Origin of the sequence: Dysgonomonas sp. 520 (assembly GCF_010501095.1) — a bacterium.
In the GTDB taxonomy this organism is placed as follows: domain Bacteria; phylum Bacteroidota; class Bacteroidia; order Bacteroidales; family Dysgonomonadaceae; genus QVMP01.
In genome coordinates this window covers 226,574-245,777 of record NZ_QVMP01000001.1, presented here as the reverse complement: position 1 = coordinate 245,777, position 19,204 = coordinate 226,574, and the positions used below count along the sequence as shown (strand labels likewise).

The window sequence follows — 19,204 nt, the reverse complement described above, 5'->3', positions numbered from 1 at the left end:
CATGGAAAAAGAAGTCCGGGCAAAGTTTCCCCTGCCCGGATATAAGCTCTTAAAATCGTCTTCAAAGGCATTTATAGCCCGTTTTCGACCATATTGCGCAGTCGGTCAGCCACCCATTGTGTTGTGGGATTGCGTGGATAATGAAACATCCTACGGCTTAAATTCTCAATGATTAACCGCTCCTGTCGGAGTTGTACGCTGCGATAGTTGGGTTCTACCTCGTGCAAAAGTTCCTCCAGTTCGTAATAATCTTGTTGTGTGGCAATAATCGGATTGCCGATATATGCGTCTATCCTCATACCTCGTCGAATTTATCTGTTTCACACTCAATTATAACGACTTTTGCATCGTGGGTATATAAGCCGTTTTCTTTGGCGTGATCCATCGCCAACGCCTCGGAGGTGAACACGCCGAAAAATGCACGGCTTGCCCTTGTCCTGTGAATATCCGTTTGGAATAATATAAATACCGTCATTTTGATAATGTTTTTAAGGAGCGGGATTTCTCCCGCCCCTTGTTGAACTTCAAATTTATACCGCTACTGCCTCCGCTTTGGGTTGCGCTTTGGGTACTCCGACAATCAGCACCTTATCCGCTTTCGGGGTTGGTTTTGCCTCTTTCTTCTCGGATTGGGTCGCTTTGGGCTGTTCCTTACCTTTCGGCTTAGCGGTTTCCGACTTCGGGGCGGTGGTGTTCACTTCTTTTTTGACGGCTTTTTCGGCTGTTTTAGGGGCTTTCTCCGTCTTGGCGGTCTGCTCTGCCTTTTTTGCTTTGGCATCGGCTTTCGCTTTCTTTTCAGCCTTTTTCAGCCCTGCAATACGTTCGTCCAATCGGGCGTTTTTCTTGCCGTAATCCTCTTTATAAGTGGCTACAATTTCCTCCGTCTTTTCGGGTAAATGCTGTTTTGAGAACGCCAACAGCATACCGCCTTTTTCATCGCCTACGGTTCTTGTGCCGTCCGTTAGGTGGCTATACAGATAATCACGGCGTACAATGGTTTTCTGTTCTTCGGTCAGCGAAGATGCAATTTTGAGTTTCTTCTCGTCCGTCAGATAGCCGTAATAGTCGTTTTCTTTCAGTCCTACGGCTTTGTAGTTATGACGGCGCAACTTGGAAAGCATAAAGAAATACATTGCCGTTTCTTCATCGGCGGTAAATGCCGATTGCGGTAGCTGTTCCGTGCGCAAAAGTTCCTTTAAGCCCTCGGCGGTCTTTTCGTCCGCCAGTTCGTTGTTACGCTTTTTCTTGGCGGTAAGGTCAGCGATTAACTGCTCGTTGCTCTTGGTGTCTTTGGTGGCTACCTCTTTGTAGTACATTCTTACGTTACTATCGCCGATTTTAGCATACACACGGATTTTGCCCTGCTCTTTAAGCGTTTCAAGTTCTTGGCTCTCTTTTTCGTATCGTTCCTGTTGCTTACCATATTTCTCCTGTGCCTTGTCGTAATCTTCGGGCTTTTTATACTCGGAGGCTTGCGGTTCGGTCGGGGCTGTGGGGTATGAATTAAGGTTATACGTTTGCACGTTCTTAAACTCATAACCGCCCTTTTTGATTATCGTTGTTGCCTCGTTGTCGTGGCTGTACTGTTCCCCGATAAATGTAAGTTTAGGGTCGGCAAGGGCTACGGCTTGCGCCTGTTCTACAAGGTATGCCGTTTGCTTGTCCGATAAACATTTTTTATTGGTACACTTGCCACAACCGCCACCCTCGGCGAATAGGTCAAAATTGCTCGAATTGTGAATACATTTCAGACACTTGGATTTATCGAAACTGTAATTATCAAGGTTGTTCGTATAACAGTTCCGTATCTTGCCCTCCAACGCATTAGCGGAGATATTGCACCATTCGCCTGCGCCGTCCTTGCCTAAACGGTCGTTCAAAATATCCTCCTGTATCTTCTTGTCGTACTTGCTAATAACTATCCCTGCCGATGCGGTTAGTTTGCCCTCTTTTACAAGGTTGGCAATGCCTTTGATAAGGTCGCAAAGTTTCAGCGTTTGATAGATATGCTTTTCGCTTTTGCCGTATGCTACGGCGAGGCTTGCAATGTCATACCGCTTGGTGTCAATAAGGCGTTTGTAAGCCTCTGCCGCCTCCATTGGTGGCACGTTCTCACGCTGTAAGTTCTCGGAGATTGAAAGGTCATACGCCTGTTCGTCCGTTACTTCCCGAACAATGCAGGGAATTTCTTTCATGTTCAACATACGGCACGCCCTAAAACGGCGTTCTCCGCAAATGATTTCGTAATGTTCGCCTTTTTCGCCCTTGCGCCGTACTGTGATAGGCTGTATCAGTCCATGAATGGAGATACTTTGCGCCAACTCTTTGAGTGCATCGGCGTCAAAGGTTTTTCGGGCATTGTAGTTGCTCGGCTCTATCAAGTCCGATGCGATGTTTACGGCTTTGCGTTCGCCGTTGTCGGGTTTGCTAACCACTACTGCGGTTACTACTTCGTTTGCTTTCTCTGCCACTGCTACTGCTGTGCCGTTGTTCTTAATTGCTGTCATGATTGTAATTATTTGAATGATTATTAATTGTTGTTTTTTATTTTCCTCGCTAACCACTTATCCCGCCTCATTCGGCACTCGGTAAGGGTTGGCATCACTACGCTAAAAAGTTCGCCGTCTGTGTCTCGATAATCGTATTGGAAAAGCCATTTTCCGCGAAAATCCTTGTAACGCTCGTAATTTTCTTCTCCTGCGGGGCATATTGATACTCCGTGCAGATTCATTTTAGGCTGTATCATATTACTGTCTGTTCTTAGGGTTATTGGCACAAATGGGGCATATAACAAGGATTTCCAAAATATCGTTATCCTCTTTGTCGGTTACATCGAAACTACATCTAACGCTATCGCATCCGCACTTTCGGGGGTTATGCTCAAATGAAAAACTGTTATTCGGATAATTGTTTGCATACTCGTTTAACGAGCCTAACGAATTGAAATACTTTGGTTTCATATCTTTTATGTTTTAGAAAATTAATACTATCAAAAGGAGGATAAAGCCCACGATAACGGCAAGGGAAATAAGACAGGACAAAACGCCTTTAATGATTGCCAACGCTAAATAAATCCCTGCGACAACCGCCACGAACGACCACCCCCAGAGGGCAAAACCCGCCACCGCAAAAGCTATTTTCAAAACCCAACCTATGCTGATTGGAAGGTTTGAGAATCGTTGTTTCCTGTTTTTTTCTGCTGTTCGTATCATAATTCTGACTTTTTTTTTAACGCTATGCCGTATCGGAGCCGGTTATGAGTGATCGAGTTTCAGGGGCTTTAGAAAGGTAGTGTTTAGCCGATGCCAGTTTTTCGGGAATAAATACGCTCGCCGGAACGGAAAGAGGAAGATTTTTCACGAAACCGCCCTGCGGCTCGAACTTGCTTCGGCGTGAAGAACACGGAAATACTTTCGCGCATGAAATCGAACACTTCATCGGCGTAATCGGCATTCCCGCTAAAAGAGGAAGAAGTTATAAGATACGGGCAGTAGAAAAAATCACCTTTACCCCCGGATAGTCTGAACAGGGAGTACAAAAAAGGGGCATATTTTGACCGCCGCCAAAATCAGTTTGTACTTTAGGTATAGACAAGTGCAGACGAAAGCTACCAGCCCGCAAAGGATTGATATATGGTGTATTTTAATGACTTACCTTTGTTCCCCCGTAATCATAGTATTAACGATTAATGGTAAATTACTATGGAGATAATAAATATAGAAGCCCGCACTTTTGAGGCTATGATGGAACGCTTTCAGGCATTTGCCCGGAAGATAAATCTTCTGTGCGATCAAAGTGAAGATAAGGAGATGAGAGAATGGCTGGATAGTCAGGAGGTTTGCATAATACTGGATATTAGCAAACGGAAATTGCAGTATCTGAGAAATTTTCAAAAAATCCCTTATTCAATGATTAACGGCAAAATCTATTATAAGCCGGAGGATGTTAAGAAGTATATAGAGTTAGAAAGGGGGGAATATGGAAGATAAGAATGCAGAAAATCAAAATAGCCTTATTACGAGAACTACTCCCCAGATCACAGCTTTTTTTGAATCCTTAGACCGGATGCTGGATAAGGTAGAGATACTTGCTAAAAAGAGTAGGCCTACTCTAAATGGAGAGAGGTATTTAACGGATAAGGAATTGTCTGAACGCTTAAAAATCAGCAGAAGGGCTTTGCAAGAATATCGGAACGAAGGGAAAATACCCTATTATCAAATCGGAGCGAAAGTTCTATATAAAGAATCTGATATTGAAAAAATGCTGAAAGACAGCTATCGTAAGATATTTTAAAACAACAAAGGCTATCCGAAAAGATAGCCTTTGTTACTGTTAAGCAATTTATTAAATTTCACTCATACTCATTTTGCTTTGTACCTTTTTCATGTCGGAATAGATGTTGTGATTAAGTACTTTAGCATAATGTTCCGTCATTCTTGTACTGGTATGTCCCAGCATTTTAGCGACATTTGTGAGTGCTACACCATTGGCAAGCGTTACGGTCGTGGCGAAAGTATGACGGGCGCAATGCGTGGTAACGTCCTTGTCAATCCCGCAGAAATCGGTAATTTCTTTCAAGTACGAGTTCATCTTCTGATTGCACATAACCGGAAGAAGAATACCTTTTGACTTACACATTCTATGATTTTCATACCGGCGAATTATTTCTAATGGAATGTCAAGCAACGGGATGTCGCACATATTTTCTGTTTTCTCCCTCGACTTACGAATCCAGTAAGTACCTTCGTTGTCTAAAACGATATGTTCTTTTCTTAAGTTGCTTACATCTACGAATGCTAATCCGGTGTAACAACAGAACACAAATACATCCCGTACTAATGCTATTCTCGGTAGGGTAAATTCTTTTGTTGTGATAATATCCAGTTCCTCTTTGGTTAGGAAAACCGGATTGGTTTTAGCTTGTTTGAATCTCATACCTGCAAAGGGATCATTTTTCAATAATCCGGTCGCCAGAGCAAGGGTACTGACCTTTTTAATGACTTTCATATATCTGACAAGCGTATTCTGACTTAGTCCTTTATCAACCGTCAGATATAGCTCATATTTCCGAATAAGTTGGGAAGTAAATTCGGTAAAGGTTATATCGGATTTTCCGTACTCTTTCTCTATTACCACTTGCAAGGACTTATAACAGTTATCGTATCTGTTAATGGTGGAGTAGGCATAATCCAGCCCGATACGCCGTCGGCAATCCTCGTTATGCTCTTTGAAAAATGTAAGGACGGTTTTCGTTGTTTCCTTATTAAAGAGTTTTTTCAATAAAATTTCGGGGGTAAAATACTCATCTTGTAATACCATGTTCCTGTGAATTTCATACAGGCGGGTATGGAGGCTGCGAATATAATCATTCAGCTCGTTAGCCTCCCGGCTCTTTCCCCGGCACATTCCTAACTTTGCATCCCAGATTTCTTCTTTTACGCTACGGTTAATACGGATGTCGCTGTAAACCCCGTCAATAGTTACCCTAAGTAATACAGGGCATTCTCCGTTTCTCAATTTTCGGGTCTTAATAATGTAGACCAGAACATTCATCATTTCTTGCTTCATAATACCTCTTTTTTAATGGTTCAAAATTAAGGAAATGAAACGAGTTTGTCGGTATGCAAAATTCGGCAAATCAGCACATTAGATACCGTTTCGTTTGCTTTTTTTCGCCGAAATAAAAAGCATATGAATGAACAAAGAGAAATGTTCTATAAATGGCCATTTTTTGCCATTTTCACAGGGTTGCCCTAAAAAGAAAAATCCCTGAAACTGTCTATGTTTCAGGGATTTGCTTCGTTTTGCTACTCTTCTTAAGTGGTGCCACCAGGAATCGAACCGGGGACACAAGGATTTTCAGTCCTTTGCTCTACCAAGTAAAACCGCACCTTTAACTATCTGTCGTGCAAATAAATAAAGATATTTTTCTTATTACGAAAATTGGCTGGTTTAACTATTGGTTTAACTTTATGATGACAGTTAAATCAAGAATGATTAATAATCAATTTTCTATATTAAGATTCTAAGTTAGTCATAATTTTACTTCTATACAAGGTTTATATTCAAATATTTATAACAAAATATTATTATGTACTTTTTCGCTTTATAAGCGAATTTAGAAGGCATATTTATTATGATAATACTCTTATAGGGGGTAAGGAAAATATCCGTCAGGGGGTAGCCAATTATATAATAGGTCTCGTTGTATTCTCGAATTAAGAGAAAATATCTTGCAGAAAACACATAAGTTTTGAATAAAAACAAACGAATTTCGATATGTTTTTTTAGATTTTTCTCACTCTTCAAAAGTTGACGGTTTCCATAATATTTTATATAGGGATTGGAATTAAGGATATCTATATTTTTAGATAAAATACCTGCTTTTTCGTCAAGGGTAAATTAAGACTGAACTGTCTCTGACTAAAAATATAAATAGGATAATAAAAACAACTTATATAGATTACATAATATTCTTTTTAAGGATAGAGTTTTTAATTTATTACCTTTCCTTTTTATACTTATATAGTACCTCTCACTCTCTCTAATTATTATTTTCATTATAGATATAGAAATTATTAGTTAAAGTAGAATTAAAGATTTGTTAAATAATAATTTGCTTATATTTGTAATTGAATCAATTGATTTTTTTTATGACATAAAAATTTATACATACATATTATTTGAGAAAGCGTTAGCTTTTATTCTTGCTTTTCGAAACTTCGACAATTTCAAAAGTACAACAAGAGTAAATAAGCCAATGCTCACGTTAATTTTTATAATTGGCGTGGGTTTTACTTATTTGTTGTACAAGGTAGTCGAAGACCTCGAAAAGCAGATATAGCTAAAGTCCCACGCTTTTTATATCTATTAACACCACTCTGGGATTTGGTGGTCTAATACAATTTCTTATGTGGATAATCATTGTTATAGTTATTATTGGTTTAGTTATTTGGCTAATTAGTAATTCTTCAAGTCAAGGTTCTATTACAAATCCAGAACAAGAGTTAAGGATTAATATAAGAAACTCAATACGAAGAATAGCTGCTCATGCTATGAAACAAGCAGGAGGAGACCCTAATTCTGTCTTAACCTCACTCGCTGTTGATTCTGCAGTTTCTATATTAAGGCAAAAAATGATGGAAGAAGTTCCAAAGTTTTCGAGAGCGTTTAATTTACCAGAAACAGTTGTTAAAGAAATTATAGATAGTGAGGTTGCACGAGTCTACGATGCTCCTTGACTTTTTTTATCCAATAACTAAAAAATACTTTTATGAAACACATTCTCTTTTTATTCATTTGTTTATTCTTTTATCCTACTCTTTCTTTTGGTTCTATCATTCTTAAAGCTAATGGCGGTCACGATATTGGAGTTGGAATCCTTGTTGGCTTATTTGCTGTAATTGCTGGTTGGATTTATAATACAATCAAAGACAAAAACAAGAAATAGTCATTTACATTAAGACTTAAGTATTAGATATTTTATTTGAAGTCCAAAGAGAAGGCTATGAGAAATTATTGTTATTTTAGCCTTCTCTTGACTATTTATTTATGAATGTTATAATTAAAGGAATCATCATGAAGCACACATCAATGCTCTTTTGTTTATTGTTACTCTTAATACTTTGCACTTCATGTGTAGAACAATCAGAATATGACAATTTGCAGTTAAAGTATAATAATCTTGTCAAGGAAAATGAAGAGCTGAGAAAGCAACTTGACGAAATAGAAAATGGAGCTGAGCGATTGTATAATCAGGCATTAGAACTTTCAAAAAATAATGAATTTGATATAGCAGAACAACAATTGAAAATACTCTTTGAACGGCATAGTGAAACTCAATTTGCTAAAGATGGGCGAAAAATAGAACAGAATATTAAAAATCAACGATATATTATAAAAGAAAATGACACTTGGGATAAAGCAAAGAGTACAAATTCAATCGAAAGTTTTCAACATTACTTAGAAGAATATCCAAATGGGAAATATGGTGCAACAGCGAATAAAGAAATAAAGAAAATTAAGGAAGAAATAGAGCAAGAAGCTTATAATAATGCCTATAAATCAAATTCTTCATCAATAATAAATGATTTTATATCTAAATATCCAAATCATAAAGGAGTCTCTGGATTAAAAAAGAAATTAATTCAAATTGAAATTGATGAAATATTTGGAAATAGCAATACAGGTGTATTACCAAGCTCAACTAAAACATATACTTCAAATTCGACAATATCTTCCGTGAAAATTCAGAATAATACAGGTTGTAATCTTGTTGTTAGATATAGTGGAGTTGATGTTTTGAAAATTGATATTCCAATTAATCAAGCAAGGACAATCTCATTAAAAAGTGGTTCGTACAAAATTGCTGCATCTGCTTGTGGTGCTAATTATGCAGGAACTGAATATTTACAAGGAGATTATAGTTCTAATTACTATATAAGCCGTTCTTATTATTAATCATATATTTCAAATTTAAGCCTATTTAATTTCGATTTAAGGCACTTTCTTTACCCTTATGAAGACTTATGTATCTCTATCGAAAACCGAGGCTTAAAATGTTAAAATTTAACTTTTGTTGACAAAAAAGAGACTGCCGAAATTTGAATTGTTCACAGTCTCTTTTTATTATAATTATTTTATAAATCTGATTTGCATATTAAGATTGAATAATAGTTCTCCTAAATCATTTTTATAAATTGAGCCAAAGTTATGCTTTGTGCTACTTGCCGTTTCTAATTTTGTGTTATTTAATAAATAATCCTCAAATTCATTTCTGTTATAAATATGATAACATAGTATTTCGCCATCATCTTTAACGACCAAATAGCCACCTGTAGCGTCTAATTCACCAGTCCAAACTTTAGACGGCATCATACCTAATGCGATGTCAGTAAGAAACCTTTTAAACTTATAGGAATAAAAAGGATGCTTTGAGCTCAAATCATATCCTAAAGGATTTCCTTTCGTTATTTCATCAACAAGTTCTTTCGTCGTTGTATGGTTAGTCGTAAAATATAAACAAAGAATGTTACTTAAGATGTCAGGGAGAGCACTATCTATTAGCATTAAATTATTCCCGAAGACAGGGTTTTCTGTTTTTGTAAAAGTAATAACTCCCAGCCTTCTAACAATAGCATTTATTCTGTCTTTGATCTTGCTCTTAGTAGATATTGAATTTATATCTTCAATTTCTGAATCAGATAACACAACATTATCTATTTTATAGATAAAATTTGTTGCCCTACTTGCATTAAGAAGTGTAGAAGCTCCGCCTAATTGAGATTTTATACTGAACCCCAATAAAGGAGTTGCACCTGTTCTGCAATCATGAATAACAACCTGAATATCTGTTTTGACAGAAGAACTTGCTTTTAATGAGTGACAGTCAAAAGTATTAATAAATTTTTCGGTGTCAGGGAAAGAAAATGTGCCACCAGATGCATTTTTTAGAGAGGTAAGCAAATTTGAGGCCTGCCGATGAAATTCCGATATAGGTATACGATATTCAATTAGCCCATTTTTTATTAAGACTAAAGAGTTGTCATAACTATATTCATAGGTACCATTCGACTCTGTCCGCAAGACTCTGACAATCGGATAAATAAGACTTTCAATTTGGTTTAAATCTTTATCTCCCGCATGTAGTTCTTTGTCTGCGACAACTTTTAAGAGTGTATATATTTCACTCCATTCTCCGATATTACCTGTCAACATTAATTCCTAAATTTAATAATATTTCTCTTGCTGTAGCTTCTATTGCTGGTACTGCAACAGAATTTCCGAATTGTTTATATGCGGAAGCATCTGCTACAGGAATTATAAAATCGTCAGGGAATCCTTGTAACCTGGCCCATTCTCTTGGAGTCATTTTACGAATTCCTTCTCTATTTACTTCTCCTTTTATTTTAGTGGTCGGTGTAAAATCCGTAATTCTATTATCAATGACAAGATTGCGTTCACGTCCCATTCCTCCAACAACAATAGCATTAGCTACAGAATCATCTGGTATTATTTCATACCCAAATCCATTACCCTTATTTTCGTGTCGCTCTTTGTGATTCCTAAGAGTTTGTAGATATTGAGTTGATAAATAATACCTTGTCGGAACGACATTGTTTTCTTTGATATCTGCAAAAACCTTTGTGTCATCTGTAGGATTGGGATAATCAAAATCATTAATATTTAAGTCTTTCCTAAACCCTACAATGTAAATACGCTCTCTGTTTTGAGGAACCCCAAAATATTTAGCGTTCATTATTTGAGGTTCTGGAACGTAATACTCTAAATCATTCCGTAAAACATTCAATATAGTTTGCAATGTTCTGCCTTTATCATGATTTACCAAACCTTTAACATTTTCAAGAAAAATAGCTTTGGGTTGCCGTGTTTTAATGATTTCTGCGACATCAAAAAACAAAGTTCCTCTGGTGTCCTCAAATCCTCCTCTTTTTCCAGCTATCGAAAATGCTTGACAAGGAAATCCTGCACATAAAACATCAAAACTATCAGGTATGTATGCTTTTATTTCCTTTTTTGTAATGTCACCAAAAGGAACTTCTCCAAAATTAGCTCTATATGTTTTTTGAGCTTCTTTATCCCACTCGCTTGTAAAGACACATTTTCCTCCAAGATTTTGAAGTGCTAATCTAAACCCTCCTATACCTGCAAATAAGTCAATAAATTTAAATTGAGGATTCTCATTTGGTTTAAACGGGATATCATGAGTCTCAAATATTTTATATTGAAGTGCTTCTTCTGCCACTTTATTCGTTATTTGTTCTTCTGGATATTTTAAACTTAATACTTGTTTGGCTATTTCTATTGCTCCTTTTTTATAGGATTTCGATACGCCATTGGAAGTATTATGCATATAATGAGTCAAAACAGCTTCATCATTTGATTCTGGTTCAATTAAGCGTATCTTAACTTTTTTTCCACTTATTTCTTCAAGCGATATTTTTTCTGTAAAATTCATTTTTGAATTGTTTATAGCTTCTTCAATTTCAAGAATACAAAATAACAAATTTTTCTTGATGTCACCACCCCAGAAACGAAGAACTTTCCATCCTTGTTTAGTTAACTCAACATTTACCTCTTTGTCTCGTTCTATATTGCGTTCTATCTTCTTGTGCCAGAACTCTTGATTAGACTTATGATCGTTTTTACGTATGTGCCAATCCTTTCCATGCCAAAATTCGCCATCAATAAAGATTGCTATTTTGTATTTTTTAAAGGTTAAGTCTGGTTTCCCGAAAACTGTTTTATCATTTTTTCGATATCTATGACCTCGAGCAAATAATGTTTTAGCTAAAGCAATCTCTATTTTAGAGCCAGATGCTTTAACCGCCTGCATATTTTTCTTTCTTTGCTCTTTAGTTAACTTATCCATAATATAAGAGTATGAATATAGCTATAAATATTTATATGGGAACAAATTTAATTATTCTTAGTTTATTTATAGGCAGCTTCGCTGCGAGTCAAGGGAAGTTGATATCTTAAAACAATAGAAAGTCAGAGTCTGTTGCTACCGCAACATCCCCTGACCTATATAATAAATTAAAAATAATATAAATGTAGATTATGTATACAATGTTGATTTTAAAAAAAATATTATTAAATATATATTAGATATTTATTTTTAAGTTTTAAAATCTTTACATTCTTTACATTCTTTACATAGATTACTCTATATATATTATATTTCCATCAATTATTCTTTTCGATTTATATCCCAGACTTTTGAGCATTTTATGAAATTTAATTGATGATAATGATATATATCCATTAGTTTTGCAATAAACCTGATATTCATCAAATAAAGTTTTTAACAATTTAGTTTTACTGATACTTGGTCTATAATTTTTCTCTTCAATGAATATTGCTACAGGATTTGAATCTTTTTTAAATTCTTGAATTTCATCTTCAATTATTTTTGATTCTGTAAAACCATCTTGATCTAATAATCTCTTCATACCATCTAATGCCCAATTAAATACTCCAGAAAGCTCATGTTTAATAATTTTTTTTGCTAAATCTTTGTCCTGTTTCTCCTTTGGTATAGTTGTGTTGAAAGGAATAGGCAATAACCTTCTATAGATTGCATCTGTTTGTTCAATATGAGAAGGAAGAGTATTAGTATTGAACATTAAACGACCATAATCTCTCATAATCTTAGGGTCTCTATATATCCCTCTAACACCGACTTCCTCTCCGCTTACCAATTGTTTAAATGTCTGAAAATCGAAAGATGTATCCATCTCACTACTATAGTTAAGCAGTACATTTTCTAACTCTCCACGTTGGTAACTTTTATGTTCTGCTAATTCTCGTAAAGAATAATTTGAAATATTTTCTTTACCTAATAATGCATTCAAAACATCAAAAAATACACTTTTACCATTAGCTCCTGACCCCAACAATATCGCAACAGCCTCATATTTGAGATGTTTAGCAAATACATATCCCACATATTCAGCTAATACGTTTTGTAAATCTTTGTCTGGTAATACCTCATTTAGGTATTTTTGAAATATAGGGCATTCTGCTTCTGGATTATATTCAAATTGTAATTGATATTTTAAAAAATCAGTTTTATCAAAATCTCGAAGACCGTAACTTTTTTCATTAATATAGAATGTCCCATTTTTAAGATTTATTGTTGTCTCATTATTTGATTTCTGATTCGATTTTATCGTAGAGGATGAGAATTGTTCTAAAAGTTTATCTTTAAATCGATAATGCATGGCATCAACTGGAGGAACCCCAATCTGTAATGCGAAATCCCCTAAAAATATTTTGAAAACATCACGATCAAGAATTTCCCAATAAGCACCATTGTAACTATATATCTGTTTCTCTGATGTAGCAAAATCTGAATTCAAAGACCTAACATGTTTAAGTAATTCATTGATTGTAACAACTTCATAAATTTTAGATGTTGTTTTTTCTGAACCTTTTAAATTTGCTATTTCTCTGAAATTTATTGCATAAGATTGGTTTATTATTTGCTCTAAAATATTATTGTATTTTAAGAGATCATTTGACCTACACAGATTTAAAGTCTGTTCGGTCATGTTGTTTAAATTATTTATATTCATAAACTTATGTTTTAGTTATATATTCCTCTGATCAAGAGAAATTTCTCCTGACAGAATTAATAAAATCTATTCTCCTAACATCTTAGAAAATAGAGTGTAATAGACAGAATAATTCTATCTAAATCAAGAAATATTAAGGTGGAGGATTAGCTAATATATGATGTAATATTAAGCTTCTTATATAAAAGAAAATAACAATATTCTCTCTGTTGTATACAGATGAAAATATTATTTTGCTGATTGAATTTTTACTGTTTCCCATGAGAAATATTTTGTTAATTTGTTAACCTCATCATTGGACCACCGTGGCTTTCTCGGCTCGGTTGGTGTGTATCTTTTCAGACACAACTCTATAGATGAATTATTACATAAATTTACAAAAAAACGCAGAATAAAGCAAAAAATACCATCGTTAAAAATTGTTAACAAAATAATCTATAACAAATTCTTCATTGCTTCGTCTATTTGGCTATTTTCAAAACTGTCAAGATAGATTTGTGTCACTTTCTCGGAACTATGTCCAAGCGACTCGCTAATTATGGAGGTGGCAACCCCTGACCGCTTTAATACCGTAGCATAAGAATGTCGAGCAACATAAGTAGTAAGAGTAATAGGTATATTTAATTCTTTACCGACTTCCTTAAGATATTTATTTACTTTAGTAATAACTTTATGAACTCTATTTGCTTTTTGTTGATCTGACTTATGAAAAGTAGAAAATATTGGAAACAAGTAAGGATTATCTGAATTTCTATACTTTGTTATTAATTCTAAGGCTTTAGGCTGCAAAGGTATCTTAATTAACTTCTTCGTTTTCTTTCGTGTATATACTAACTGATTGTTGATTATATTATTTGGTTTTAGGTTAGCTAAATCAACAAAGTTGATTCCTCCTGACAAATAAGAAAATAGAAAAAGGTCTATAGAGAATATAGTATATTCATGATTAGTTTTATAATTGATGATAGCTCCTATGTCGGATTTATTAATAGAACGTTTAAGAGTCTCCTGTGCGAGTTTTGAGACTCTATATGTTTTGAATGGATAATGTTCTGCTTTGACAAACTTTTCGTTTATAGCAACATTATATAAGGCTCTTAGTGTCCGCATACGTATTGCGATTGTGTTGTCGGTGATTCCCTTTGACAACCTTAACCAAGATTCATAATGCTTAAGCCATAATACATCAATATCAGAGAATGATATATCTAAATGTCCGTTATATTCCAATAATGAATTGAAGAGTTGATTAAAAGACAATGCGTATCCTGTTCTTCTTTCTTCCTTTAATTTCTGGATATGTGTTTCAAATAGTTGGTGTACTGTCTTGAAAACAGTAATGTGATTGACTTTTTCAACAAGTGTAGTAACCGTAAATTCTTTATTGATAGACTTGAACTCTATAATTTGTTCCGAATATTCTTTTATTTTGTCATTTATAAGATTGATAATCTGTTCCTTATTCGGACAATTTCTTTTAGGTTTATTCTTTTCAAAATCCCAATATTGAGCATGAATTGAGATACCTAAACTTTTGTACTTTTTCTTGTTGTTTTGACATATCCTTATCATTAAAGGATGTGCTCCATTTGAAAGAGTCTTAGACTTAAACAAAACGGCATTAACAGTAGTGTTCATAACGGTTTTTCGGTTTAACTCTTGGTTTAACTTTCATCGTTAAAACTGCCGATTTTCACATAAAAAAAGACAGCTACTAATTTGTAACTGTCTGATTTTCAGTGGTGCCACCAGGAATCGAACCGGGGACACAAGGATTTTCAGTCCTTTGCTCTACCAACTGAGCTATGGCACCATTGCCTTATTTGCGTGTGCAAAGATAGGACATATTTTATAAACTCCAAATAAAAAATCAATTATTTTTTTGAATTCAATGTATTCCAACCTTGGGCTTTCAATTCTATTTCTGTGTTATCTCGCGTTTGTAGACACATACCCAACGATATATCCGTCACATGACCAATTACATGGATACCTTTATCCTTCAATTCGGATATTTTTTCATGCATGTAAAGAGGAATTGTAAATAATAATTCGTAATCCTCTCCGCCATTCAATGCAACAGTGGTCACATTCATGTTAAACTGTTCTGCCATAACAGCCGTTTGGTAATCAATCGGAATGCGCTCTTCAAATATACGACATCCGACACCACTTTGCTTGCATATATGCATCGCTTCCGAAGACAATCCGTCTGAAATATCGATCATAGAAGTTGGAACTATACCATTTGACTCAAATAACTCAATAATATCTTTTCTGGCTTCCGGCTTCAGTTGTCTCTCCAATAGGTACTCTTTCCCTGAAAAATCAGGAGCAAAGTCCGCTTCACCTTTGAAAACAGCCTTTTCCCTTTCTAAAAGTTGAAGTCCCATGTAAGCAGCACCAAGGTCGCCTGTCACACAAATCAAATCAGTGTTCTTGGCTCCGTTTCTATATGCAATTCTGTCATCTTCGGCCTCGCCTATACATGTAATACTGATCGTTAATCCGGTTAAAGAAGAAGATGTGTCTCCCCCAACGATGTCTACGCCATAATGCTGGCAGGCAAGAGACAATCCCTCATAAAACTCGTCAAGATCTTCCACCGAGAAACGTTTAGAAATGCCTAGCGATACGGTTATTTGCTTAGGTTGGCCGTTCATTGCATAGATGTCGGAAAAATTCACGACTGCCGACTTATATCCTAAATGCTTCATCGGAACATACATCAAATCGAAATGTATTCCCTCCAGCAACAGATCGGTTGTCATCAATACTTTCTTGTCGGGATACGACATCACGGCAGCATCGTCTCCAACACCTTTTTCGGAGCTGGAATTGACTAATTTTATATTTTTTGTTAGATGTTCGATCAATCCAAACTCACCCAATTCTGCTATTTCTGTTCTTTTCATCTTTTCTATAAAAAAACAAACCATTAAGCCCTCGAAAATAAACCGGAGACTTAATGGCTCAAATTATTTTATTATTTACAGGCTTTTCAATAAGCCTTTCATGCTTACTTTATCTCCTATTATCTCTGCCAGTTTATCAATAGCAACACGTTCCTGTTCCATTGTGTCGCGGTAACGGATCGTTACGGTGTTATCTTCCAAAGTCTGATGATCCACAGTCACGCAATATGGCGTTCCGATGGCATCGCTACGACGATAGCGTTTTCCGATACTGTCTTTTTCATCATACTGACATTTAAAATCGAACTTCAAACTGTCTATCACCTCACGCGCTTTTTCGGGTAAACCATCTTTTTTCACAAGAGGGAATACTCCTAATTTGATTGGTGCCAATGGTGCAGGAAGTTTCAGTACAACACGAGTTTCTCCATTTTCAAGAGTTTCCTCTGTGTATGCTGCCGATACGGTTGACAAAAACATGCGGTCTACACCTATCGAGGTTTCGATCACATAAGGAGTATATGATTTATTCAATTCCGGATCGAAATATTGTAGTTTTTTTCCTGAATATTGCTCGTGGCTTCCCAAATCGAAATCGGTGCGGGAGTGAATACCCTCAACCTCTTTAAATCCGAATGGCATTTCAAACTCGATATCTGTTGCCGCATTAGCATAATGAGCCAGTTTGTCATGGTCGTGAAAACGGTATTTTTTGTCGCCGAATCCTAAAGCCTTATGCCATTTCATGCGCACATCTTTCCATTTTGCAAACCATTCCAACTCTTCGCCCGGACGAACAAAGAACTGCATCTCCATTTGCTCAAATTCACGCATGCGGAAAATAAATTGACGGGCAACAATCTCGTTACGGAAAGCCTTACCTATTTGCGCAATGCCAAAAGGGATTTTCATCCGTCCTGTTTTCTGTACATTCAGGAAGTTTACGAAAATACCCTGAGCTGTTTCGGGACGTAGATATACTTTCATTGCCCCGTCGGCAGTAGACCCCATTTCTGTTGCAAACATCAGGTTGAACTGGCGTACTTCTGTCCAGTTGCGAGTTCCGCTGATCGGGTCCACAATTTCACAATCGACAATAATATTGCGTAATTCTTCCAGATTGCTGTCGTTCAAAGCCTTGGCAAAACGGGTATGAACCTCGTCACGTTTCGCTTTGTTTTCGAGAACACGAGGGTTAGTTTCGCGGAACATTGCTTCATCAAAGCTGTCACCAAACCTTTTAGCAGCCTTTTCTACTTCCTTGTCTATTTTCTCGTCAATCTTTGCCAGATAATCTTCAATCAATACATCGGCACGATAACGCTTCTTGCTATCTTTATTATCAATCAGAGGATCGTTGAAAGCATCAACGTGGCCTGAGGCTTTCCAGATGGTTGGATGCATAAAGATGGCAGAGTCTATCCCCACAACATTATCGTTGAGCAGCACCATGCTATCCCACCAATATTTTTTTATATTATTTTTCAGTTCAACGCCCATCTGCCCATAATCGTAGACTGCGCTCAAACCATCATATATTTCACTCGATTGAAAAACAAATCCGTATTCTTTACAATGCGATACAATCTTCTTAAAAACGTCCTCTTGTGCCATAAATTAATATAAGTAATTGAAGAATTTAACGATATATTTCTAAGTTGTAACTTGCTAAGGGTATTTTATTTACCAAAGCAATAAACAGGTCTGTGACCTTATTTTAGTATGAAAAAATAATTTAGCTTGCAAAGTAAACATATTTTTTTGTTTTTTCTATCTTATTATCCGCCTGATAAGTAATTTAATTACATTTAAATGCCCAAATGAACAGATATTATATGGAGTAAAGTGTTATTTCAATTCATTTCTATAAATTTTCATTACCTTTGCATGCTCAAAAAATAAATAAACGAAATAATGGCATTACAATGTGGCATAGTCGGGCTTCCGAATGTTGGTAAATCGACTCTTTTCAATTGCTTATCGAACGCAAAAGCACAATCTGCAAATTTTCCATTCTGCACTATCGAACCCAATGTAGGTGTGATTACTGTTCCGGACGAACGGTTGAACAAATTGGCTGAATTGGTGAAGCCAAACCGCATACTCCCTACCACAGTAGAAATTGTAGATATAGCCGGACTGGTGAAAGGTGCCAGCAAAGGCGAAGGACTAGGTAACAAGTTTTTGGGAAACATTCGCGAGACAGATGCGATATTGCATGTGCTGCGCTGTTTTGATGATGATAATATTACACATGTCGATGGCAGTGTAGACCCTGTTCGTGACAAGGAAATCATTGATATCGAATTGCAGTTGAAAGACTTGGAAACGGTTACATCCCGTATTCAAAAAGTTGAAAAACAAGCAAAAACAGGTGGTGACAAGGATGCCAAACGAGCCTACGATATCCTGGTTCAGTTTAAGGATGCCCTTGAGCAAGGAAAATCGGCTCGTACCGTAAAATTCGATAACAAGGAAGACGAAAAAATAGCAAGAGAATTGTACCTGCTCACCTACAAACCTGTATTGTATGTTTGTAATGTAGATGAGGCTAGCGCAGTTTCCGGAAACAAATATGTAGATCAGGTTCGTGAAGCCATCAAGGATGAAGATGCCGACATCTTGATTGTTGCGGCTAAAATAGAATCCGAGATAGCCGAGTTTGAAACGTATGAAGAGCGTCAAATGTTTCTTTCCGAAATCGGCTTGGAAGAATCGGGAGTTGCTCGTCTTATTAAGGCAGCATACAATATTCTGGGATTGCTAACATATTTCACCGCCGGAGTGCAGGAAGTGCGGGCATGGACTTTTACGGCAGGATGGAAAGCTCCACAATGTGCAGGCGTTATCCATACCGATTTTGAAAAAGGATTTATCCGTGCCGAGGTTATAAAATTTGACGATTTCATCACCTATGGCTCAGAAGCCGCAGTGAAAGAAGCCGGAAAAATGAATGTGGAAGGCAAAGAATATGTGGTTCAGGATGGAGATATAATGCACTTCAGGTTTAACGTATAAACCAATCTACGAAGTCATCTAGACTTTTTAAATTATACTTAATTTTTGAGTTTTTGTCATGTTGAACGTAGTGAAACATCTAAAAAACAGATCCTTCGATACTCTCAGGATGACAAAATTGAATAAAACGAAAAAGTCTAGATGACTTCTGCTGCAAGTTTTTAATATTAT

The 19,204-nt window shown here is 36.1% G+C and carries 19 protein-coding genes, 1 tRNA gene and 1 riboswitch; of the genes, 6 read left to right on the top strand and 14 right to left on the bottom strand.

The genetic code is table 11. The features are described 5' to 3' along the window. Positions 1-71: 71 nt before the first annotated feature. From D0T56_RS01020 to D0T56_RS00995, 6 genes are read right to left on the bottom strand one after another with little or no spacing between them, the layout of a single operon-like run. Positions 72-299 carry a hypothetical protein gene (locus D0T56_RS01020; RefSeq protein WP_163318281.1) on the bottom strand — a complete coding sequence of 76 codons (228 nt, stop codon included), beginning with the start codon at positions 297-299 and terminating at the stop codon, positions 72-74. Next, entirely contained in the window at positions 296-475 is a 180-nt protein-coding gene (locus D0T56_RS01015; RefSeq protein WP_163318280.1) for a hypothetical protein, read from the bottom strand. The genes D0T56_RS01020 and D0T56_RS01015 overlap by 4 nt, the downstream gene beginning before the upstream one ends. A 55-nt stretch (positions 476-530) precedes the next feature. Beyond that, positions 531-2,507, bottom strand: coding sequence for a ParB/RepB/Spo0J family partition protein (locus D0T56_RS01010; RefSeq protein WP_163318279.1), 1,977 nt, complete (start codon positions 2,505-2,507; stop codon positions 531-533). A 23-nt stretch (positions 2,508-2,530) separates the two neighbouring features. Then, complete coding sequence (locus tag D0T56_RS01005) at positions 2,531-2,746, bottom strand: DUF3873 family protein (protein WP_185153807.1); 216 nt, start codon at positions 2,744-2,746, stop codon at positions 2,531-2,533. 1 nt (position 2,747) lies between these two features. Further along, positions 2,748-2,960, bottom strand: a complete 213-nt coding sequence (locus tag D0T56_RS01000; RefSeq protein ID WP_163209459.1) for a hypothetical protein — start codon at positions 2,958-2,960, stop codon at positions 2,748-2,750. Between the two features lie 12 nt (positions 2,961-2,972). Beyond that, positions 2,973-3,212, bottom strand: a complete 240-nt coding sequence (locus tag D0T56_RS00995; protein WP_163318278.1) for a hypothetical protein — start codon at positions 3,210-3,212, stop codon at positions 2,973-2,975. A gap of 489 nt (positions 3,213-3,701) precedes the next feature. Between D0T56_RS00995 and D0T56_RS00990 the strand changes: the two genes are divergently transcribed. Together D0T56_RS00990 and D0T56_RS00985 are read left to right on the top strand one after the other, a co-directional pair. Beyond that, entirely contained in the window at positions 3,702-3,989 is a 288-nt protein-coding gene (locus D0T56_RS00990) for a helix-turn-helix domain-containing protein (RefSeq protein WP_163318277.1), read from the top strand. Then, positions 3,979-4,293 carry a helix-turn-helix domain-containing protein gene (locus tag D0T56_RS00985; protein ID WP_163318276.1) on the top strand — a complete coding sequence of 105 codons (315 nt, stop codon included), beginning with the start codon at positions 3,979-3,981 and terminating at the stop codon, positions 4,291-4,293. Before D0T56_RS00990 ends, D0T56_RS00985 begins: the two co-directional genes overlap by 11 nt. A gap of 51 nt (positions 4,294-4,344) precedes the next feature. On the opposite strand, the gene D0T56_RS00980 is transcribed toward D0T56_RS00985, so the two are convergent. Further along, the gene (locus D0T56_RS00980; protein ID WP_163318275.1) at positions 4,345-5,568 is read right to left on the bottom strand and encodes a site-specific integrase; all 1,224 of its coding nucleotides are present in this window, start codon (positions 5,566-5,568) and stop codon (positions 4,345-4,347) included. Positions 5,569-6,911: 1,343 nt separating this feature from the next. Between D0T56_RS00980 and D0T56_RS00975 the strand changes: the two genes are divergently transcribed. The 3 genes from D0T56_RS00975 (at position 6,912) to D0T56_RS00965 (ending at position 8,460) form a co-directional block, all read left to right on the top strand. Beyond that, positions 6,912-7,241 (top strand): hypothetical protein, encoded by a 330-nt coding sequence (locus D0T56_RS00975; protein ID WP_163318274.1) that lies wholly within the window; start codon positions 6,912-6,914, stop codon positions 7,239-7,241. A 32-nt stretch (positions 7,242-7,273) separates the two neighbouring features. Continuing rightward, positions 7,274-7,450 (top strand): hypothetical protein, encoded by a 177-nt coding sequence (locus D0T56_RS00970; RefSeq protein WP_163318273.1) that lies wholly within the window; start codon positions 7,274-7,276, stop codon positions 7,448-7,450. Between the two features lie 128 nt (positions 7,451-7,578). Further along, on the top strand, positions 7,579-8,460 hold the full coding sequence (locus tag D0T56_RS00965; protein WP_163318272.1) for a DUF6759 domain-containing protein: 882 nt from the start codon (positions 7,579-7,581) through the stop codon (positions 8,458-8,460). 174 nt (positions 8,461-8,634) lie between these two features. Here the strand turns inward: D0T56_RS00965 and D0T56_RS00960 are convergent, their stop codons facing one another. From D0T56_RS00960 to D0T56_RS00930, 7 genes are all read right to left on the bottom strand, one after another. Beyond that, positions 8,635-9,717, bottom strand: coding sequence for an HpaII family restriction endonuclease (locus D0T56_RS00960; RefSeq protein ID WP_163318271.1), 1,083 nt, complete (start codon positions 9,715-9,717; stop codon positions 8,635-8,637). Then, a complete protein-coding gene (gene vsr / locus D0T56_RS00955; RefSeq protein WP_163318270.1) occupies positions 9,704-11,392 on the bottom strand; it encodes a DNA mismatch endonuclease Vsr in 1,689 nt (562 codons plus the stop codon). The genes D0T56_RS00960 and vsr overlap by 14 nt, the downstream gene beginning before the upstream one ends. Before the next feature lie 292 nt (positions 11,393-11,684). Continuing rightward, positions 11,685-13,100 (bottom strand): phage/plasmid primase, P4 family, encoded by a 1,416-nt coding sequence (locus D0T56_RS00950; protein WP_163318269.1) that lies wholly within the window; start codon positions 13,098-13,100, stop codon positions 11,685-11,687. Positions 13,101-13,358: 258 nt separating this feature from the next. Further along, a riboswitch (SAM-I-IV-variant riboswitch) is annotated at positions 13,359-13,465 on the bottom strand. Positions 13,466-13,535: 70 nt separating this feature from the next. Next, positions 13,536-14,738 carry a site-specific integrase gene (locus D0T56_RS00945; protein WP_163318268.1) on the bottom strand — a complete coding sequence of 401 codons (1,203 nt, stop codon included), beginning with the start codon at positions 14,736-14,738 and terminating at the stop codon, positions 13,536-13,538. A gap of 102 nt (positions 14,739-14,840) precedes the next feature. After that, positions 14,841-14,913: transfer RNA gene (locus D0T56_RS00940), tRNA-Phe, on the bottom strand. Between the two features lie 61 nt (positions 14,914-14,974). Further along, positions 14,975-16,015: a thiamine-phosphate kinase gene (thiL, locus tag D0T56_RS00935; RefSeq protein ID WP_163318267.1), complete on the bottom strand. Its 1,041-nt coding sequence runs from the start codon at positions 16,013-16,015 to the stop codon at positions 14,975-14,977. 75 nt (positions 16,016-16,090) lie between these two features. Next, positions 16,091-17,629, bottom strand: coding sequence for a glycine--tRNA ligase (locus D0T56_RS00930; protein ID WP_163318266.1), 1,539 nt, complete (start codon positions 17,627-17,629; stop codon positions 16,091-16,093). A gap of 300 nt (positions 17,630-17,929) precedes the next feature. Between D0T56_RS00930 and ychF the strand changes: the two genes are divergently transcribed. Continuing rightward, positions 17,930-19,033, top strand: a complete 1,104-nt coding sequence (gene ychF / locus D0T56_RS00925) for a redox-regulated ATPase YchF (protein WP_163318265.1) — start codon at positions 17,930-17,932, stop codon at positions 19,031-19,033. Positions 19,034-19,204 lie beyond the last annotated feature (171 nt).

Bases quoted from the DNA above. Each gene is read 5' to 3' on its own strand.
- D0T56_RS00950 (WP_163318269.1), bottom strand. From the start codon at position 13,100: ATGAATATAAATAATTTAAACAACATGACCGAACAGACTTTAAATCTG.
- ychF (WP_163318265.1), top strand. From the start codon at position 17,930: ATGGCATTACAATGTGGCATAGTCGGGCTTCCGAATGTTGGTAAATCG.
- D0T56_RS00975 (WP_163318274.1), top strand. From the start codon at position 6,912: ATGTGGATAATCATTGTTATAGTTATTATTGGTTTAGTTATTTGGCTA.
- D0T56_RS00995 (WP_163318278.1), bottom strand. From the start codon at position 3,212: ATGATACGAACAGCAGAAAAAAACAGGAAACAACGATTCTCAAACCTT.
- vsr (WP_163318270.1), bottom strand. From the start codon at position 11,392: ATGGATAAGTTAACTAAAGAGCAAAGAAAGAAAAATATGCAGGCGGTT.
- D0T56_RS00930 (WP_163318266.1), bottom strand. From the start codon at position 17,629: ATGGCACAAGAGGACGTTTTTAAGAAGATTGTATCGCATTGTAAAGAA.
- D0T56_RS01000 (WP_163209459.1), bottom strand. From the start codon at position 2,960: ATGAAACCAAAGTATTTCAATTCGTTAGGCTCGTTAAACGAGTATGCA.
- thiL (WP_163318267.1), bottom strand. From the start codon at position 16,015: ATGAAAAGAACAGAAATAGCAGAATTGGGTGAGTTTGGATTGATCGAA.
- D0T56_RS00990 (WP_163318277.1), top strand. From the start codon at position 3,702: ATGGAGATAATAAATATAGAAGCCCGCACTTTTGAGGCTATGATGGAA.
- D0T56_RS00965 (WP_163318272.1), top strand. From the start codon at position 7,579: ATGAAGCACACATCAATGCTCTTTTGTTTATTGTTACTCTTAATACTT.
- D0T56_RS01020 (WP_163318281.1), bottom strand. From the start codon at position 299: ATGAGGATAGACGCATATATCGGCAATCCGATTATTGCCACACAACAA.
- D0T56_RS00970 (WP_163318273.1), top strand. From the start codon at position 7,274: ATGAAACACATTCTCTTTTTATTCATTTGTTTATTCTTTTATCCTACT.
- D0T56_RS01005 (WP_185153807.1), bottom strand. From the start codon at position 2,746: ATGATACAGCCTAAAATGAATCTGCACGGAGTATCAATATGCCCCGCA.
- D0T56_RS00945 (WP_163318268.1), bottom strand. From the start codon at position 14,738: ATGAACACTACTGTTAATGCCGTTTTGTTTAAGTCTAAGACTCTTTCA.
- D0T56_RS01010 (WP_163318279.1), bottom strand. From the start codon at position 2,507: ATGACAGCAATTAAGAACAACGGCACAGCAGTAGCAGTGGCAGAGAAA.
- D0T56_RS00960 (WP_163318271.1), bottom strand. From the start codon at position 9,717: ATGTTGACAGGTAATATCGGAGAATGGAGTGAAATATATACACTCTTA.
- D0T56_RS00980 (WP_163318275.1), bottom strand. From the start codon at position 5,568: ATGAAGCAAGAAATGATGAATGTTCTGGTCTACATTATTAAGACCCGA.
- D0T56_RS01015 (WP_163318280.1), bottom strand. From the start codon at position 475: ATGACGGTATTTATATTATTCCAAACGGATATTCACAGGACAAGGGCA.
- D0T56_RS00985 (WP_163318276.1), top strand. From the start codon at position 3,979: ATGGAAGATAAGAATGCAGAAAATCAAAATAGCCTTATTACGAGAACT.